Source organism: Pseudomonas sp. B21-031, from assembly GCF_024748985.1.
Classification (GTDB): Bacteria; Pseudomonadota; Gammaproteobacteria; order Pseudomonadales; family Pseudomonadaceae; genus Aquipseudomonas; species Aquipseudomonas kermanshahensis.
Map to the genome: position 1 here is coordinate 3,459,819 of NZ_CP087181.1, position 17,161 is coordinate 3,476,979.

Genomic DNA, 17,161 nt, shown 5'->3' on the forward strand with positions numbered 1-17,161 from the left:
GCTCAAAAAGGCGCTAGTTGAAAGCAGGCAGGCTCGGGAGACAAAGAATTAAAGGGTATATCGTTATGCCTATGTGTTCTCTGGAAGGCCTGAGCCAGAGCGGGTCCAGACTTTCAGGAGCCGGCTTGCCGGCTCCCATAGGCCTCACCTGAATCAATTCTTGACCTTGGTGCCTTCAATCCAGGTGGTTGATGCACACCACCTTAGGCTGGGTCATGTCCTCATAGGCAAACCGCACCCCTTCGCGGCCCAGGCTACCGTATTTGAAGCCCCCAAACGGCATGGCGTCGAAGCGGTAATCGGAGGAGTCGTTGATCATCACACCACCGGCCTCGATCCGCCGTGCCAGCTTCAGCGCCGTCGACAGGTCTCGGGTGAATACCCCTGCATGCAGGCTGTATTCCGGGGCATTGGCCAGGGCAACGGCCTGGTCGAGGGTGTCGAACGGCTCCAGGATTACTACGGGGGCGAACACTTCCTGCAGCCAGATACGGCTGTCGTGGCTGACCCTTTCCAGTACCGTAGGTGCGTACAGAGCACCTTGCCGGCGATGACCGCAGAGCAGCGTCGCGCCCTGCCCCAGCGCTTCTTCTACAAGTTGCTCGGTACGGCGAGCCGCCTGCTCGGTAACCATAGGGCCGACATCCGTGTCCGGGCTGGCGGGGTCACCCAGCTGCAAAGCCCTGGATTGCGCGACGAACTGCTCGCGGAAGGCTTCGTACACCGCGCGCTGCACCAGAATCCGTTGCGTGCCGATGCAGTTCTGCCCCGCCGCCCAGAAGGCCCCAGAGACACAGGACTCCACGGTCGGCCCCAGGTCGCAGTCTTCCAGCACCAGTACAGGCGCATTGCCACCCAGGTCCATGGCGAGCTTTTTGAGCCCTGCGCTGCGGGCGATCGATTCGCCGGTGGCAAAGCCGCCGGTAAACGAAATCATGCGCACCTCACGCAACTCGACCAGCGCCTTGCCCAGTTCGACACCACCGGTTGCCGTGGTCACCACGTTTTCGCCAAGCCCGGCCTGCACCAGGCAATCGACCAGTTTCAACGCCGACAACGGCGCCAGCTCGGACGGTTTTAGGATCACCGCATTGCCCCCGGCAATCGCCGGGCCCAGCTTGTGCGCCACCAGGTTCAGCGGGTCGTTGTAGGGCGTGATCGCGACAATCAGGCCCAGCGGTTCGCGGCTGAACCAGCCTTGGCGGGCTTCGGACCCTTCATAGGCTTCGAACGGCACCACCTCGCCGGCATTGCGCCGGGCTTCTTCGGCGGACAGCTTCAGCGTGTTCACACATCGCTTCACTTCCTTCTGGGCCTGACGCAGGGTTTTACCGGCTTCGGCCACGATCAAGTTGGCGAACGCAGCCGCATCGGCTTCGACCAACCGCGCAGCTTCTTCAAGAATGCGCGCGCGACGGTGCCGGGGCATCGCTGCACTCTCAAGGCACCCCGCCCGTGCGCGTGCCAGCAAGGCGGGCACGGCCGTGGCGTCCAGATTGGGCACACGCCCCACCAGACGGCCGTCGAAAGGGCTGAACACGTCGATGTGGCTCGGCGCTACAGCGTGAACACTGGCCATGCGAGATACGCTCATAAAGGCTCCGTTACTGACGCGGGGTGGTGTGCAGGGCGATGATGTCGGAGAGCAAGGCATAGGCGGTTTCGATACGCCCTGCGCCCGGCCCGGACACCGTGACCGCTCCCAGCAGCGCGCTGTTGAACGACACCGCATTGACCGCGCCATTGATGCCGGCAAGCGGATGATCGAGCGGCAACAAACGCGCTTCGACACTCGCGGACACCGTGCCGTCAGTGCCCTTGCTGGCAGCGCCGATCAGTTTCCAGCACTGCCCCGTGGCATGCGCCTTGACGATATCCGACGCACTGATGCCGCTGATGCCCGAGCACACCACGTCGCTGACGCTCAAGCGCGCATCCAGCAACTCGTTGGCCAGGATCACCACTTTCAGGCGCACATCAAAGCCTTCGACATCTGCCGTCGGGTCGGCCTCTGCGTACCCCAGTTGCTGCGCCTGGGCCACCGCCTCCGCGAACGACATGCCGTCTTTCATGCGGGTCAGCACGTAGTTGGAGGTGCCGTTCAGAATGCCTTCGAAGCCTTGAATCTGCGCACCTGCCAGGGCCTGCTTGGCCAAGCGGATCACCGGGGTGCCGCTCATGACCGCGCCTTCGTATTCGAACGCGACATTGTGGCGGCGCGCCAGCGCCTTCAGCTCGGCGCCGTGCAATGCAATCGGCCCCTTGTTGGTGGTTACCACATGGATGCCGCTCTCCAGCGCCCAGCGGCAGAAGGTGGCCGCCGGCTCGCCATCGACCGGGTTAGTGAAGGTTGCCTCGGCGATGATATCGGCGCCGGACTGCTTGATGACGGTCTCGTTGAACGCCTCGGCAGTGCCCCCTGCAATCAGGGCGAGCGCGCCCTTTTCGGCGGGCAAGGCTGCCAGCGCGGCAGCGTCCAGGCCATTGCGGTCGACCACCGAACCGAGGTACAGGTCGGTGACGCCGACGATCTTCAGGCTGAAGCCGAGGGTGCCCTGCCAGCTGTCATTATGGGTTGCGATCAACTGGGCCAGGCCTCTGTTGACACCGCCAAAACCGACCAGGGCAATGTTGTATTCAGTCACGAAGGCATTCCTTTTTGCTGTTGTTTGATGGGCCTAGCGTACGAGCCGGCTACGGGCAGTTGAATAGGCCAAAGTGCCGTATTTATTGGGCGATCTGCCCACGGTGCGAAATGGCCGCCGCCGAGAAAACCCTCAGTGCTTTAGTGAGCAGGTGCGCATCATTTATCAGCGAAAATAGCCAGCCAACGATCCGGCGGGCGAACAGGTCAATAACTGCCGTCATGTGACCAAATCACTTAGTAAAGCCCGAAGAAATGAAATAAGTGCTAACACTTTTATTGAGAACAACGCTCAACGACCTGCGATAAATAATTGAACAGCGCGCACCACCTCACTGCAATCAAACCGTGAGCCTGTAAGAACTTTCTTACACATCATCCCGATCACTGCTTACTGATTCGGACAAGCACCTTTAGTTAGAGCACTCAACACAACATATATTACGTTTAAAGAGTGCGAGGTCGAGCTGCAGTTATTCAGCGACGTGATGCCCCACTTTTGGCGTTGTACGCCAGCAGCAATGCCTTTCATCCACTCGAAATCGTCAACACCGCCAACGCAACCCGCCAGCTATGGCCCGCGCGGACCGGGCGGCAACCGGTAATGTGACCAGGAGATCTACTTATGAAGAGCGTGCCCGAACAGGCCTACGCAAAAGGGCATGTCGATGCCCAAGAATCGCCTTCACTGAGCGAGCTATTCCCGCAAGTCGATGCCCTGGGATTCGACACCCGCTCGAACACAGGCAACCCCATCCACGACATCGCCTCGCCGCTGCTCGGCCTGGTCATTCGCATGGAAGGTACCGAGCAGTATGGCCATGTCGAGCAGCTGTACGCTCATGTCAAAACCATGATCCATGGAATGGTCGAGGAAGTGCGCCAACTTGAGCACTGCGATGAAGGTGACCGTGTAGTGTTCTCCTACTGCCTGTGCTGCGTGGTGGACGAAGCGGTGATGGCCACACCGTGGGGACGCGAGTCGCCCTGGAAGGCGCAGTCCTTGCTCAGCGCCATCCATCAAGAGACCTGGGGCGGCGAGAAATTCTTCAGTGTGCTCGAACGCCTGCTAGAGGCGCCGGAGAATCGCTATGACCTGTTCGTGTTCCTGTTCTGGTGCCTGGCATTGGGCTACCGAGGCAAGTATGCCAACCAAACCAACGGCGATCAGGAGCTGGATATCTGGATGAATCGCTTGCACGAGCGAATCATTGAGCTGCGCGGCAGCCGGCCTACCGCCGAACGTTTGACCGATCCTTTCACCAACGTGGCACCCCGGCACTATCGCATGAACCGTCAACTGCCCTGGTGGACACCGTGGGCGGTCATGGGCGTGTGCTGCACCGGCATCTATCTGTACTTCACCACCAAACTCAACGGCATTACCCAACAGGTGTTGGCATCACTGCAGACCATGCTCCAGCAATAACTTCAGCAAGGCTGTCTTGATATGACTCAACAGCCACCGTACCTATAGGCACGGCGAGTACGGTTATGCCAATAAAAATAAATAGCGCCGCATTTAGAGAAACTTCCTACAACTTTTTAGGACGTGATAACGGCGACCTGGAATGGATTCCTCGCTACGGTCTTGAGTGCACTGATGCCGCGCGTTCTATATACGCGTTCGGCCCCATGAACCTGCCCGAAAGGATGAACAGCAGGAGTTCGCATGAGCAACTTGAATGATGTGCAATTCACCTTCAGCACACCCGCCGATGAGGCAATAGCGTTTGATGTGGTGTCGTTCGAACTGACCGAAGCAGTCAGCGAGTTGTACCGCCTGGAAGTCGAACTGGTCAGCTTCGCCGACGACGCCGACTTCGCCACCCTTCTCGACCAACCCGCCGTGCTGACCATCTGGCAACAGCAGCAACCCGTGCGCCATGTCCACGGCCTGATCAGCAGTTTCGAACAAGGCAAAACCGGCCACCGCCGCACTCGCTACCGCGCCGTGATCGAGCCACAACTGGCCCGCGCAGGCCTGCAGTCCGATTGGCGCATCTTCCAGCACCGCCCGGTCCCGCAGCTGTTAGAGGAACTGTTCCGCGAGCGCCAGTGGGGAACACTGACGCAGTACGTGATCAACCCACACCAGAACCGCGAATTCTGCGTCCAGGCCGGCGACCTGGACCTGGGTTTCTTCTGGCGCCTGTCGGCCGAGGAAGGCTTGATCTGCACCTTCGAGCACAGCGCAGCCAACCACGTGGTGATCCAGACGGATCACATCAGCAATTTCGGTAGCCTGGAAGGCGAGCCAGTATTGTATGTCGCCAACCGCGGCGGCATGGAGCAGCAACCCTGCCTGCGCCACTTCGCCTACCGCGAACAGGTACGCACCAGCAAGCAGGTCCAGCGCGACTACACCTTCACCCACCCACGCTACAACCATGAGCACACCATGTTCCCTCAGGACATGGGCAATCAAAGCAACGACTACGAACGCTACGACTACCCTGGCCGCTACAAGCACGACAATGCCGGTAAGCCGTTCACCCAGACCAAAGTCACTGCCCTGTTCGGCGATGCCCGCGTGGCCGAAGTCGAAGGCGATGATGCTCGCCTGCAACCGGGTATTGCATTCGAGCTGACCGGCCACGCCCGCGAGGACATGAACATCCTCTGGCGCCCCCTGCGCATTACGCACAAGGGCCGCCAGTTTGCGGCACTGGAAGAGGATGCTGCCGAAGCCGAAGTCGGCACGTCCTACACCCTCACTGCGACCTTGATCCCGGCAGTGGTCGAATGGCACGCCCCTGCCCGCCCCAAACCGGTAATCGAAGGCCCGCAGATGGCCAAGGTAGTCGGGCCACCCGGTGAGGAAATCTACTGCGACGAGCACGGCCGTGTGCGCGTGCAATTCCCCTGGGACCGTCTCGGCCAGGACGATGAGAAAAGCTCGTGCTGGGTGCGGGTCACTCAAGCCTGGGCCGGCGCCACCTGGGGCCACATGGCCATTCCCCGGATTGGTCAGGAAGTGGTGGTCAGTTTCCTCAACGGCGACCCCGATCAGCCGATGATCACCGGGCGCAGTTATCACATCGTCAACCGCCCGCCGTACCGGCTGCCTGAGTTCAAGGCACTCAGTCCGATCCGCAGCAAGGAGCACCACGGCAAGCGCCACAACGAACTGCGCCTGGACGACACCACCGGGCAGATCAGCGCGGCGTTGATGAGTGACCACGACCACTCGGCACTGAACCTCGGTTACCTCACCCATCCTCGTCTCTTTGGCGGCAAGCCGCGTGGGCAAGGTTTCGAGCTGCGCACTGATACCCACGGCGTGCTACGCGCCGGCGGTGGCCTGCTGCTGACCACCGAGATGCGTGCTCGCGCCAGTGAACACCATACGGACCTCGTCGAAACCGCCGAGCGCCTGAAGGTCGCCCAGGAGTACCACAGTACCTTCGCCAGTGAAGCCCGCGATCACCTGGCCCAGGAAGGCGGCGATCAGGATGAGGTGGGCGAAGCCCTCAAGGCCCAGCACGACGCCATTCGCGGCAGCGGTGGCAACCCTGAAGCCAACCGCTTCCCCGAGCTGGCCGACCCGCAACTGGTGATTGCCAGCCCAACCGGCATCGCCACTACCACACCGCAATCCACCCACATCGCCAGCGGCGAACACCTGGGCCTGAGCACCGGCGGCCACACCAGCATGGCCATTGGCAAACGCCTGCTGATCAGTGCCAGTCGGGGCGTACGGCAGTTCGTACAGAGCATGGGCTGGCGACTAGTCGCGGCCTCCGGCGACATAGACCTGAAAGCGCTCAAGGACAACATCAACCTCCTAGCCAAGCTCAAGGTCAGCGTCACCGCCGAACGCATCACCCTCAGCGCCAAGGAGGAGTTGGTCATCCAGGCCGGCGGCAGCAGTACGACCTACAACGCGGGCGGGATCCTGCACGCCACAGCCGGCGAGTACACGGCTCATGCCACCGGCTTCATCTACAAAGGCTCGAAAAGCGAAGCAGCAGCGTTTCCCGAAGAGCCGAAAGCAGGCAAGGGCAATCTGGAGCTGTTTCAGCATTATGCGAGCCGCCATGCCTACGAGATGGCGGACTACCGCGTCGAAGATGCACTCGGCAGGGTGTTCACAGGAAAACTGGACAGCGAAGGCTTCGCCAGCGTGGCAGGGCTCGCCTCCGGACCGGCCAAGGTGACGCTGGGGAAGGACCCGACTGACACCTGGTCGCCAGCGAGTGAAATCAAAGAAGCCAGCGAAACCGCTTCGAGCTCAACAACCGCTGAGCTTGCAACCAAGGCAGTTGAGCAGGTTGCAAAAGCGATTCTCTCGAACGCTGCCGCACTCAATTCCTCAGGCGCCGATGGACTGCTCAGTCAATCCCTGAAGAACCCCGTCACTGACGAGCTGAAAACCTCGGCCACCGCCACCTTGGGGAAACCAAGACTATGACTACGGCACCAGCTGCTCGTCCGCACGAAACGGCCGTCGCCCCTATCAGAGAAATTCCCCCGGAAGACATAGAAGAGGGAGCAAATACTGTCGACCTCTGGCTAAGGCAACTCAGCGAAAACAGACTGACCCTCGCTGATCTGAAAACCGTCGCAGAGTTCATCCCTATCGCCAACAACATCATGGCGGCGGTAGACGCCGTTGGCGACATTATCGTACTCACAGAAAGCAAGGACAAAAACGTACTCGACTGGGTCAGCCTCGGGATAAATCTGATTGGAATAATCCCAATTCCACCCACAATGGCCTTTGCTAGAAAAAGCCTCAGACCTGCCCTGCACCTGGTCAAACAGCAGGTCAAGGCCAACCCCAAAGCAGCACTCGGTGAAGCACTGATTACCGTACTAACCGGGCACCTCAACGCGACAATCCTCGGCGAACTGGAAAATTTCGTCATGCATGCTCAAGCCGCATTGTCTGAGCTACTTGCGGAATGCGGGAAAAGAGGCAAGGCAATCATGCTTACGATTGCCAGCGGCGTTGACGACTTCCTGAGGGGGCAGCTGAAGCACAAGCCAGCCGCCAAAGGCGAGGACCTTTCCTTACTGGAGCAGCTTGCAAAGCATGCAACGCTACCCATTGAAGTGGCTACCGTTGCCACTCTCAACCAGTTATCCCAGATCATACCGCCCTACATAAAAGCCATTGGCTTCAAGTACGTTGGACTACTCAGGCAACTGGCTACCGAGGTTGAGCAAAGCCTCAAGAACCTCGGTAATGCAAACACCGAGCATAGCATTGCCTATCTGTTGACCATGCTGGCCAAGGCCGCTCAACGCAAGCGCACCCACCTCAACAGCAGCGTTCCGCCAACTGGAATCAGACAAGCCAAAGGTGTTAGCCGCCAACATGAGCTGGGTGCGGTCAACAGACAGCCTGGTCCGAGGAATGAGCCAAAACCCGCGAAGAACGGCACATGCCCTTGCACGGGAAAAAGCATCACGTTTGCAAAGGGCTCGGAACAGCTTATCCATACCGACTTTACTCTCCCTGGACCGTTTCCAGTTTCGTGGGTGCGCAACTACCGATCCAGTCAGTCTGCGCTCGATAGCGGCCCACTGGGTGCACGGTGGATATCCCCCTTCACCGTGCACTTTGAAATCACCGATGACGCCCTTTGCTATCAGGCTTCCGATGGCCGTTCGCATAACTATCCGCTGCCCAAAGTCGGAAAATTCCATCATGACCCTATTGAGGAAATAGTACTCGTCCGTACCAGCGAACGGACCCTGTCGCTGGCCTGTGGGCATCGGGTTGAAGAGCAATATGAGCGCATCGGCAACGTCTTCCGTCTTATCGCAATACGCCACCGTGGCGGCGCTAGAATCGCTCTCCATTACGAGCACTTTCACAAGGGTACTCATGTCCTGTCGGACCTACTGACCTATCAGAACGACCAGGTCCATCAGCACATCCATACCCGTCTTGATCCAAGCGGACGCATTGCCAGCCTATGGCTGATGAACGACGGCGAATCGCTACGGCAATTGGCCGAATATGACTACAGCGCAGACGGTGATCTCGTATCCGCACGCGATGAGCATGGCAGACAGTGGGGCTACACCTATCAACACCACCTGATCACTCGATACACCGACCGTACTGGGCGGGCCATGAACCTAGAATGGCTCGGCGAGGGGGCTGACGCCAAAGCCATTCACGAGTGGGCAGACGATGGCAGCCACGAAGTACGACTTGAGTGGGACAAGAACATCCGTCTTACCTACGTGACGGATGCGCTTGGCAACGAAACCAAGCACTACTACAACCTTCAAGGCTACACCTACCGCATCGTCCACCCCGACGGCAACGAGGAGTGGTTCTTCCGCGACGATGCGATGAATGTGGTCCAACACGTACATCGCGACGGCAGTATCGACCACTATGCCTACGATGAGCGCAGCAACCTGCTGCAGCACACCCGACCGGACGGCACGTCGATCCACCATGCCTACGATGATCTCGACCAGCGCTTCAAAACACGAGATCCAGAGGGTGGGCTATGGCGCTATGACTACGATCAGCGCGGCAACATCATCGAAGCCATCGACCCACTGGAGAACAAAACCCAGTACACCTACAACAGCGACAATCTGCCCATCGCCATCATTGATGCCAACGGCGGTGAGAAGAAGCTGGCGTACAACGGCGACGGACAGCTGGCCAGCTACACGGACTGCTCGGGCAAGACCACACAGTGGAAGTACGACACGTTCGGGCAACTGGCCAAGCTCACCAACGCTGCCAGCGAGGTAACCGAATATCACTATGAAGCGGGCAACCTGAGCCGTGTGGTATATCCCGACAAGACTCAGGACCGCTTCGACTATGACGCCGAAGGCCGACTGCTCAGCTTCACCGACCCGCTGAATCGGCGTACCCGCTGGGACTACAACGAAGGCGGACTGCTTCATCAGCGCCACAATGCCAACGACACCACCCTCACCTACCACTGGGACAAGCTCGGCCAGCTTGTACGTCTGCGCAACGAAAACAACAGCGAGGCCAGTTTCAAGTACGACCCCGTGGGCCGCCTGATCAAGGAGACCGGCTTCGACAAGCAGGTCACCGACTACCTCTACGACAACAGCAGCGACCTTCCCACCCGCCGCCTCGACGGTGACCGTATCACTCAATTCGAGTACGACCCCATGGGTCGGCTGGTCGAAAGCAACGCGGGCCAACGCGGTGGCAAGGTATGGGAGACCGAAACGTTCGCCTACGACGGCAATGGCAGGTTACTGCTCGCCGAGAACAAGGACTGCAAGCTGCAGTGGTTCTATGACCTGGCGGGCAACAACACCCGCGAGCATCAGCACTTCAAGTACATGAAGCAGCCGAAGGTCGCCGTGTTCACCCACGAGTACGACGCACTCAACCTGCGGATTGCCACCACACGGCCTGATGGCCATCGCGTCAGCTGGCTCACCTATGGCAGCGGTCATTTGCTCGGCCTCAAGTTCGATGAGCGTGAACTGATCAGCTACCAGCGTGACGACTTGCACCGCGAGATTGGCCGAGAGCAAGGCAATGGCCTGATTCAGCGTCAAACCTGGAGCCCGAATGGGCAACTGCTAGAACAGACCCTGGTACACCGTGGTGCCACTAAGCGCATTGCAGCTCGCAACTACCGATACGACGAAAGTGGCCAACTCACCCGCGTCACCGATCTGAATCGGGGTGACACACACTACCGCTACGACCCGGTGGGCCGGCTCCTCGAAGCCACCCACAACTACAACAAGGAAATTTTCGCCTTCGATCCAGCGAGCAACCTGCTGGACCCCGAAGCGCCGCCGGGACCGAACCCGCACTCCCCCCGCAAGGTCAACGACAACGTGCTGCGCAGCTACTGTGGCACGCAGTACCGCTATGACGAGCGCGGTAATTTGCTGGAGCGGATCGAAAACGGCAAGAGCGGCCACTTCGTGTGGGACCTCTACAACCGGTTGCGGTGTTATGAAGACGACCGCTTGATTGTCGATTTTGCCTATGACGCATTAGGCCGACGCCTGTACAAACACTCACGCTCCAAGTACCGGGATCGCCCCCAAGCAGGACCAATGTGGAACGAGAATGCTCGGCGACAGCGGGACGAAGAGCTGGGGTGTGGCTTTACGTGGTTCACGTGGGATGGCGATACGCCTGCCACGGAGTGTCGTGATCGAGAGGAACGGGGTGGGAGTACCACTCACTACGTGTTCGAGCCGGGGACGTTCGTACCGGTAGCCCAAGCTGTAGCCAACGCTGTTATGGACCTGCTACCTCAGCCCCTCTATGGCGATCATTACAGTGTTGACCTAGACCCAGTGTGGCAGCACAAACCAATACCAATGCCAATTGATACCTTCGCTTGGTATCAGTGTGATCAGTTGGGCACCCCTATGGAGGTTACCGACTCATGTGGTGACACCGCTTGGCTGGGGACGTATAAAAGCTGGGGCATGGCTGAAGAGAAAGTAAGCAAAAATGGAAAAAATGCAGAAATTCGCAACCCATTGCGCTTTCAAGGCCAATACTTTGACACTGAAACAGGACTACACTACAACCGACATCGCTACTACGATCCAAAACCCGGAAGATACTCCGGAAAGGATCCTATCGGTTTCTCGGGCGACATTAATCTCTACACTTATTCGCCCAACCCCATCAGCTGGATCGATCCACTCGGACTCCAGCGCAAGCCATGTCCATGCGAGGGCCAAATTAGAACTGACGATGGGCGCCTTCGAAACGCAGACGGAACCTTTGCATTCGACGGAGGCCCCAAACGATCAGCTTCAAATACGACTCACGGCAACAGCCGAGACAGCACAGCCCCTGCGACTCTATATGCACTCTACGACAGAGACGACAACTTTAGGAAGTGGGGAATATCCCAAGACCACAACACAAGATATACTTCAGCCGAGCTAAACGGGGGGAAAATAAGACCACTTCGCAGCGGCCCCCGTGCAGAGATGATAAATAGAGAGCGAAGGCTCGTAGAGCGATTCCCAGGTCCAGACAATAAGGAACCCTGGGCCGGCAAAAGACGAAAATAGAGGAATTATCATGAAGATTACCATAGGCGCACAGTATGGCGATTCGGCCTCGGATAAAAAGGTTCACCCCATCAAGAGGAACCTAACCGACTGCCTCACAAATTCTTTACAGGGTGAGTATTTCCAGAAAATTGAGGAAATCGGCCTAGTCCTGAGAACGTCCGGCTCAATATGGAAGTTCGAACCACCAGGGGTGAGCAAAGTCAGACACTCCAGCAAACACAACTCAATAACGGCAGACATTGTAATAGCCGAAAGCGAATGGAAGAACCAAACAACCGACGAAATAAAAACAACCATCGCCAAATATATACGCGAATGCTTTCTACTAATACTCGAAAGAGCCGAAAAAAACAAAGAAATAACAAGCAAGGAAAGATACCTGAACGACCTATCAGCTGGGCTAGATGATTTTTTAAGCCCAAAAAATCCACAACCGACAATTGAAAATACATAGGGAGAACTTACATCTTGACCAGAATCGTTCGACGAGGCGACCAAACAAGCCATGGCGGCATGGTTATTTAATCTATCCCACACACGAACCTTAACGGCAAACCAATGGCAGGCAAAGGCAACATGGTCTTCTGCCCTCTATGCAAAAGCGAGTTCCCAATCATCGAAGGCAGTGACACATACCGCGTCAATGGCATCCCCGTTGCGCTCGACGGCATGAAGACCGCGTGCGGCGCCAGCCTGATCGCCAGCGCTTCACACGGCAGCGTCCATCGCTGAGTCAAACGACCCAGCGAGGGTAGGCGAACAACAGACATCCCAGCAGTATGTCTGTTGCCGCCACTCCCAACCTAAAATTGAGAGCTGATCAGGCTGTTCTCCATAGCGGCAATGTACGTGTACCGATGGAGCGCGGCACGAGAATGGGCTTCAAACGGAAGGTATGGGACCCGAACATCCGCCTGACCCACATCGTAGATGCCAACGGCAATGAAACCCAGCATTTCTGTGACATCCTTGGCTATCCCTATCGCATCAGCCATCCCGACAAGAACGAGGAATGGTTCTTCCGCGATACCGCCAAAAACGTTGTACAACACGTCCATCGCGACGGTAGCACTGACCGCTTCGCCTACGATGAGCGCAGCAACCTGCTGCAGCACACCCGACCGGACGGCACATCGATCCATCACGCCTACGATGATCTCGACCAGCGCTTCAAAACACGAGATCCAGAGGGTGGGCTATGGCGCTATGACTACGATCAGCGCGGCAACATCATCGAAGCCATCGACCCACTGGAGAACAAAACCCAGTACACCTACAACAGCGATAATCTGCCCATCGCCATCATTGATGCCAACGGCGGTGAGAAGAAGCTGGCGTACAACGGCGACGGACAGCTGGCCAGCTACACGGACTGCTCGGGCAAGACCACACAGTGGAAGTACGACACGTTCGGGCAACTGGCCAAGCTCACCAACGCTGCCAGCGAGGTAACCGAATATCACTATGAAGCGGGCCACTTGAGCCGTGTGGTTTATCCCGACAAGACTCAGGACCGTTTCGACCATGACGCCGAAGGCCGACTGCTCAGCTTCACCGACGCGCTGAATCGCCGAACCCGCTGGGACTACAACGAAGCCGGACTGCTTCATCAGCGCCACAATGCCAACGACACCACCCTCACCTACCACTGGGACAAGCTCGGCCAACTCGTACGTCTGCGCAACGAGAACAACAGCGAAGCCAGTTTCAAGTACGACCCCGTGGGCCGCCTGATCAAGGAGACCGGCTTCGACAAGCAGGTCACCGACTACCTCTACGACAACAGCAGCGACCTTCCCACCCGCCGCCTCGACGGTGACCGCATCACTCAATTCGAGTACGACCCCATGGGTCGGCTGGTCGAAAGCAACGCGGGCCAACGCGGTGGCAAGGTATGGGAGACCGAAACGTTCGCCTACGACGGTAATGGCAGGTTACTGCTCGCCGAGAACAAGGACTGCAAGCTGCAGTGGTTCTACGATCTTGCGGGCAACAACACCCGCGATCACCAGCACTTCAAGTACATGAGACAGCCGAAGGTTGCTGTGTTCACCCACGAGTACGACGCCCTCAATCTACGGGTTGCCACCACACGGCCTGATGGCCATCGCGTCAGCTGGCTCACCTATGGCAGCGGTCACCTGCTCGGCCTCAAGTTCGATGATCGTGAACTGATCAGCTACCAGCGTGACGACTTGCACCGCGAGATTGGCCGTGAACAAAGCAATGGCCTGATTCAGCGTCAAACCTGGAGCCCGAATGGCCAACTGCTAGAACAGACCCTGGCACACCGTGGTGCCACTAAGCGCATTGCAGCTCGCAACTACCGATACGACGAAAGTGGCCAACTCACCCGCGTCACCGATCTGAATCGGGGTGACACACACTACCGCTACGACCCGGTGGGCCGGCTCCTCGAAGCCACCCACAACTACAACAAGGAAATTTTCGCCTTCGACCCGGCGAGCAACTTGCTGGACCCCGACGCGCCACCGGGACCGAACCCGCACTCACCGCGCAGGATCAACGACAACGTACTGCGCAGCTACTGCGGCACGCAGTACCGTTACGACGAGCGCGGCAACCTGGCCGAGCGGATCGAGAATGACAAAAAGGGTCGATTTGTATGGGATCTCTATAACCGTCTACGGCGCTATGAAGACGACCGGCTGAGTGTCGATTTCGCCTACGACGCACTGGGTCGTCGCCTCTACAAACACTCACGCTCCAAGTACCGGGACCGCCCCCAAGCAGGGCCTGTGTGGAACGAAAATGCGCGGCGGCAGCGGGACGAAGAGCTAGGCTGTGGTTTTACGTGGTTCACGTGGGATGGCGATACGCCTGCCACGGAGTGTCGTGATCGAGAGGAACGGGGTGGGAGTACCACTCATTACGTATTTGAGCCGGAGACGTTCATACCTGTAGCCCAGGCTGTTACTAACTCAACGCTGGAGCTTCTGCCACAGCCCATCTATGGTGATCATTACAGCATTGATCGGGATCCGGTCTGGCAACACAAACCAACACCACGGCCGATTGATACGTTTGCCTGGTACCAGTGCGATCAGCTGGGCACCCCCATGGAGCTTACTGATGCAAATGGAGAAATTACTTGGAAAGGAATCATTAAAGCGTGGGGGCTGTCCGAACCGATTCCAAGCAGCAAAGAACCAGCACCAGCGGCTCAGAACCCACTTCGCTTCCAAGGCCAGTATTATGATACTGAGACCAGATTGCACTACAGTCGTTACCGCTTCTATGACCCTGCAGTGGGTCGATTCATAAGCAAGGATCCAATTGGCCTCGTTGGCGGAACTAATCTTTATCAGTATTCTCCAAATCCTGTTCACTGGATTGATCCGTTAGGGCTGGCACCACGCGGGCCGGTCCCAGGCGGGAAAGGTCCACATAACGAAGTCATCGCGGCGTGGGGTAGAGAAGTCAGAGCCAACGGAGGTAGAGTTCTCGCAGGCGGAGGCGTTCTCAAGGAGACTCTGATTCCCACCCCAGGTGGACACAAAGGCGGAAGGCGTGCTGATATTATCTTTGAAGAGGGTGACGGCAAGCTAATCTATGGCCAGGTGGGCCGAACCTACGTCAATGGCGAACCAGTTAAGCGCGAGGCTCTAGCGATGGATGATTTGCGCAGTAAAACACAGGGCGCTGACGTTCCAGTCGAAGTCCAATTTCGCGCATACTGTCCCTGCAAGGATAAGAAGTGATGGACATCAACATTTTCATAAAGCTTAACGAGCTCATTCACCTCAACAAAGAGCTAATCAAGAGCACCAACCTGACGCTTTATGGTGCATACAGCCCTGAAGCCAGGTACCAACCACTCTCCATGGACAATGATAACTCGTGGATAGCAGCTTCAAAACTGGACCTATTACTTGGGCATAAGTCAAACGACTCAAAGATCCGGGAATTACAACAATCCGAAGTACTAAGAGAGCAGCGCATAAATTTCGTAACAATACAGTTTGGAGGGGAAGATGAATTTGCCCTCGGAGCAAGTCGCTACAGCGCAGACCCCTCCCCGACTTCCAGGATAGTCAATAAAGAGTTAAGAAAGCTACTCAATAAACTTGCACACACTGGAGTTAAGACTTGCCACGGAGACATCATTGAAAACCACTTCTGGACGGATGGCGCTCTTGCCTGCGGGAAGCAATGGCACCGTTTCCTAAGGACAGGAATTTACCAGAAAAAAAATAGTGAAGATGGCTACAGGCCCGCATTATGAAAATGACACCAAGCCACCAACGTCCAAGCTGATAGCACACCAGCTATTGAATGGGAGTTCCTTATCATGAAAGCCGTCGCAAGACTTGGAGACACAACTGACCATAACGGAAAAATTCTTGGTTCCATCCCTCACACCAACCTCAACGGCAAACCTATGGCCGGCAAAGGCAACATGGTTTTCTGCCCTAGATGCAAAGGTGAATTCCCCATCATTGAGGGCAGTGATACCTACCGCGTCAACGGAGTGCCCGTCGCGCTCGACGGTATGAAGACTGCCTGCGGGGCAAGCTTGATTGCCAGCGCATCACACGGCAGCGTCCATAGCTGAGCCAACTCGGCAAATGGAGCGGCGGCAACAGACATCCCTGCAGTATGTCTGTTGCCGCCGCTCCGACCTGCGATCAAAGCCTGATTGGCCTGTACGGCGTTACGTCAGTACTCGTGCTCCGATGGAAGGCGACACGACGATGGACTTCAAACAGAAGAGTATCTGTCCTACGGTGCGCCGAAAGCTTGGAGCCATTGGCCTGCAAGATCCGCCATCTTCACCGCCGCCTACCTGCCGAATACACAGATATCAGCGCCTTCGCTTTCCAAGCCTAGGTCCGCCGACCGCCATCTTTCTGGCTGCTCCGAGACGTTGAGCGCATCCGCTCCACAATGTCATGCTTTGCAGCGCAGGCAGCCGTCCACCTGCACTCATCGCAGCCGGAGCAACATGTTCGTAGTCAAGCCGCCTTCCAAGGCCACTCTCAGCAACCATTCCCACAAAGACCGTTCAAGCTATGCGCGTCCTCTCCAGTGGTTGCTGCTTTCTGGAGGCGCACAATGAACCCGCGTCAGCTCCAATGCTTCCTCGCCGTCGCCGAAGAACGCCACTTCACTCGTGCCGCCGATCGCCTCCACATAGAGCAATCCCCGCTCTCCCGAACCATCCGTGACCTAGAACACGACCTCGGCGTCACTCTGTTCGAACGTGGCGCCGGCATCGGTACGCACCTGACACCTGCTGGTACCGCTTTGGCGGAATCAGCCCCACGCATCTTCGCCTTGGTGGGTCAGGCGCGCAGCAGCGCACAAGCCGCCGCTGCCGGGTCATTGGCGACACTGCGCATCGCCCTGTCCGATGGCATCCTGCCCAAGCGCCTGGCGGCGCTTTTGGCCTGCTGCCGTGAGGAAGAGCCCGACATCCACCTGCAGCTGTGCGAAGTCCCTCTGGCCGAACAATTCAAAGGCCTGCAACACAAC

General features: G+C 57.6%; 11 protein-coding genes and 1 pseudogene. 9 read left to right on the forward strand and 3 right to left on the reverse strand.

Going from position 1 to position 17,161, the window contains the following annotated elements:
• Window positions 1-175: 175 nt before the first annotated feature.
• From LOY53_RS15210 to LOY53_RS15220, 3 genes are all read right to left on the reverse strand, one after another.
• Window positions 176-1,594, reverse strand: coding sequence for an aldehyde dehydrogenase family protein (locus LOY53_RS15210; protein ID WP_258702884.1), 1,419 nt, complete (start codon window positions 1,592-1,594; stop codon window positions 176-178).
• Window positions 1,595-1,604: 10 nt separating this feature from the next.
• Window positions 1,605-2,645 carry a homoserine dehydrogenase gene (locus LOY53_RS15215; RefSeq protein WP_258702885.1) on the reverse strand — a complete coding sequence of 347 codons (1,041 nt, stop codon included), beginning with the start codon at window positions 2,643-2,645 and terminating at the stop codon, window positions 1,605-1,607.
• Window positions 2,646-2,727: 82 nt separating this feature from the next.
• Window positions 2,728-2,868 carry a hypothetical protein gene (locus tag LOY53_RS15220; RefSeq protein WP_252824658.1) on the reverse strand — a complete coding sequence of 47 codons (141 nt, stop codon included), beginning with the start codon at window positions 2,866-2,868 and terminating at the stop codon, window positions 2,728-2,730.
• A 401-nt stretch (window positions 2,869-3,269) separates the two neighbouring features.
• Here LOY53_RS15220 and icmH point away from each other — a divergent pair, with 401 nt between their 5' ends.
• The 9 genes and pseudogenes from icmH to LOY53_RS26910 all read left to right on the forward strand — a co-directional run.
• Window positions 3,270-4,073, forward strand: a complete 804-nt coding sequence (gene icmH, locus LOY53_RS15225; protein ID WP_258702886.1) for a type IVB secretion system protein IcmH/DotU — start codon at window positions 3,270-3,272, stop codon at window positions 4,071-4,073.
• Window positions 4,074-4,316: 243 nt separating this feature from the next.
• The gene (locus LOY53_RS15230; RefSeq protein ID WP_258702887.1) at window positions 4,317-7,058 is read left to right on the forward strand and encodes a type VI secretion system Vgr family protein; all 2,742 of its coding nucleotides are present in this window, start codon (window positions 4,317-4,319) and stop codon (window positions 7,056-7,058) included.
• The gene (locus tag LOY53_RS15235) at window positions 7,055-11,662 is read left to right on the forward strand and encodes an RHS repeat-associated core domain-containing protein (RefSeq protein WP_258702888.1); all 4,608 of its coding nucleotides are present in this window, start codon (window positions 7,055-7,057) and stop codon (window positions 11,660-11,662) included. Before LOY53_RS15230 ends, LOY53_RS15235 begins: the two co-directional genes overlap by 4 nt.
• A 10-nt stretch (window positions 11,663-11,672) precedes the next feature.
• Window positions 11,673-12,119, forward strand: coding sequence for a hypothetical protein (locus tag LOY53_RS15240; protein WP_258702889.1), 447 nt, complete (start codon window positions 11,673-11,675; stop codon window positions 12,117-12,119).
• A 74-nt stretch (window positions 12,120-12,193) separates the two neighbouring features.
• A complete protein-coding gene (locus tag LOY53_RS15245; RefSeq protein ID WP_258704174.1) occupies window positions 12,194-12,397 on the forward strand; it encodes a PAAR domain-containing protein in 204 nt (67 codons plus the stop codon).
• A 47-nt stretch (window positions 12,398-12,444) separates the two neighbouring features.
• The gene (locus LOY53_RS15250; RefSeq protein WP_258702890.1) at window positions 12,445-15,387 is read left to right on the forward strand and encodes an RHS repeat-associated core domain-containing protein; all 2,943 of its coding nucleotides are present in this window, start codon (window positions 12,445-12,447) and stop codon (window positions 15,385-15,387) included.
• On the forward strand, window positions 15,387-15,911 hold the full coding sequence (locus LOY53_RS15255) for a hypothetical protein (protein ID WP_258702891.1): 525 nt from the start codon (window positions 15,387-15,389) through the stop codon (window positions 15,909-15,911). The genes LOY53_RS15250 and LOY53_RS15255 overlap by 1 nt, the downstream gene beginning before the upstream one ends.
• A 66-nt stretch (window positions 15,912-15,977) precedes the next feature.
• Window positions 15,978-16,241 (forward strand): PAAR domain-containing protein, encoded by a 264-nt coding sequence (locus LOY53_RS15260; protein WP_258702892.1) that lies wholly within the window; start codon window positions 15,978-15,980, stop codon window positions 16,239-16,241.
• 500 nt (window positions 16,242-16,741) lie between these two features.
• A pseudogene (locus LOY53_RS26910) lies at window positions 16,742-17,134 on the forward strand (LysR family transcriptional regulator); the annotation flags it as partial.
• Between the last annotated feature and the right edge of the window lie 27 nt (window positions 17,135-17,161).

What these genes read in the sequence shown, in the direction of transcription:
- LOY53_RS15210 (WP_258702884.1), bottom strand. Translation starts at nt 1,594, where the DNA reads ATGAGCGTATCTCGCATGGCCAGTGTTCACGCTGTAGCGCCGAGCCAC.
- LOY53_RS15220 (WP_252824658.1), bottom strand. Translation starts at nt 2,868, where the DNA reads ATGACGGCAGTTATTGACCTGTTCGCCCGCCGGATCGTTGGCTGGCTA.
- icmH (WP_258702886.1), top strand. Translation starts at nt 3,270, where the DNA reads ATGAAGAGCGTGCCCGAACAGGCCTACGCAAAAGGGCATGTCGATGCC.
- LOY53_RS15230 (WP_258702887.1), top strand. Translation starts at nt 4,317, where the DNA reads ATGAGCAACTTGAATGATGTGCAATTCACCTTCAGCACACCCGCCGAT.
- LOY53_RS15235 (WP_258702888.1), top strand. Translation starts at nt 7,055, where the DNA reads ATGACTACGGCACCAGCTGCTCGTCCGCACGAAACGGCCGTCGCCCCT.
- LOY53_RS15240 (WP_258702889.1), top strand. Translation starts at nt 11,673, where the DNA reads ATGAAGATTACCATAGGCGCACAGTATGGCGATTCGGCCTCGGATAAA.
- LOY53_RS15250 (WP_258702890.1), top strand. Translation starts at nt 12,445, where the DNA reads ATGTCTGTTGCCGCCACTCCCAACCTAAAATTGAGAGCTGATCAGGCT.
- LOY53_RS15255 (WP_258702891.1), top strand. Translation starts at nt 15,387, where the DNA reads ATGGACATCAACATTTTCATAAAGCTTAACGAGCTCATTCACCTCAAC.
- LOY53_RS15260 (WP_258702892.1), top strand. Translation starts at nt 15,978, where the DNA reads ATGAAAGCCGTCGCAAGACTTGGAGACACAACTGACCATAACGGAAAA.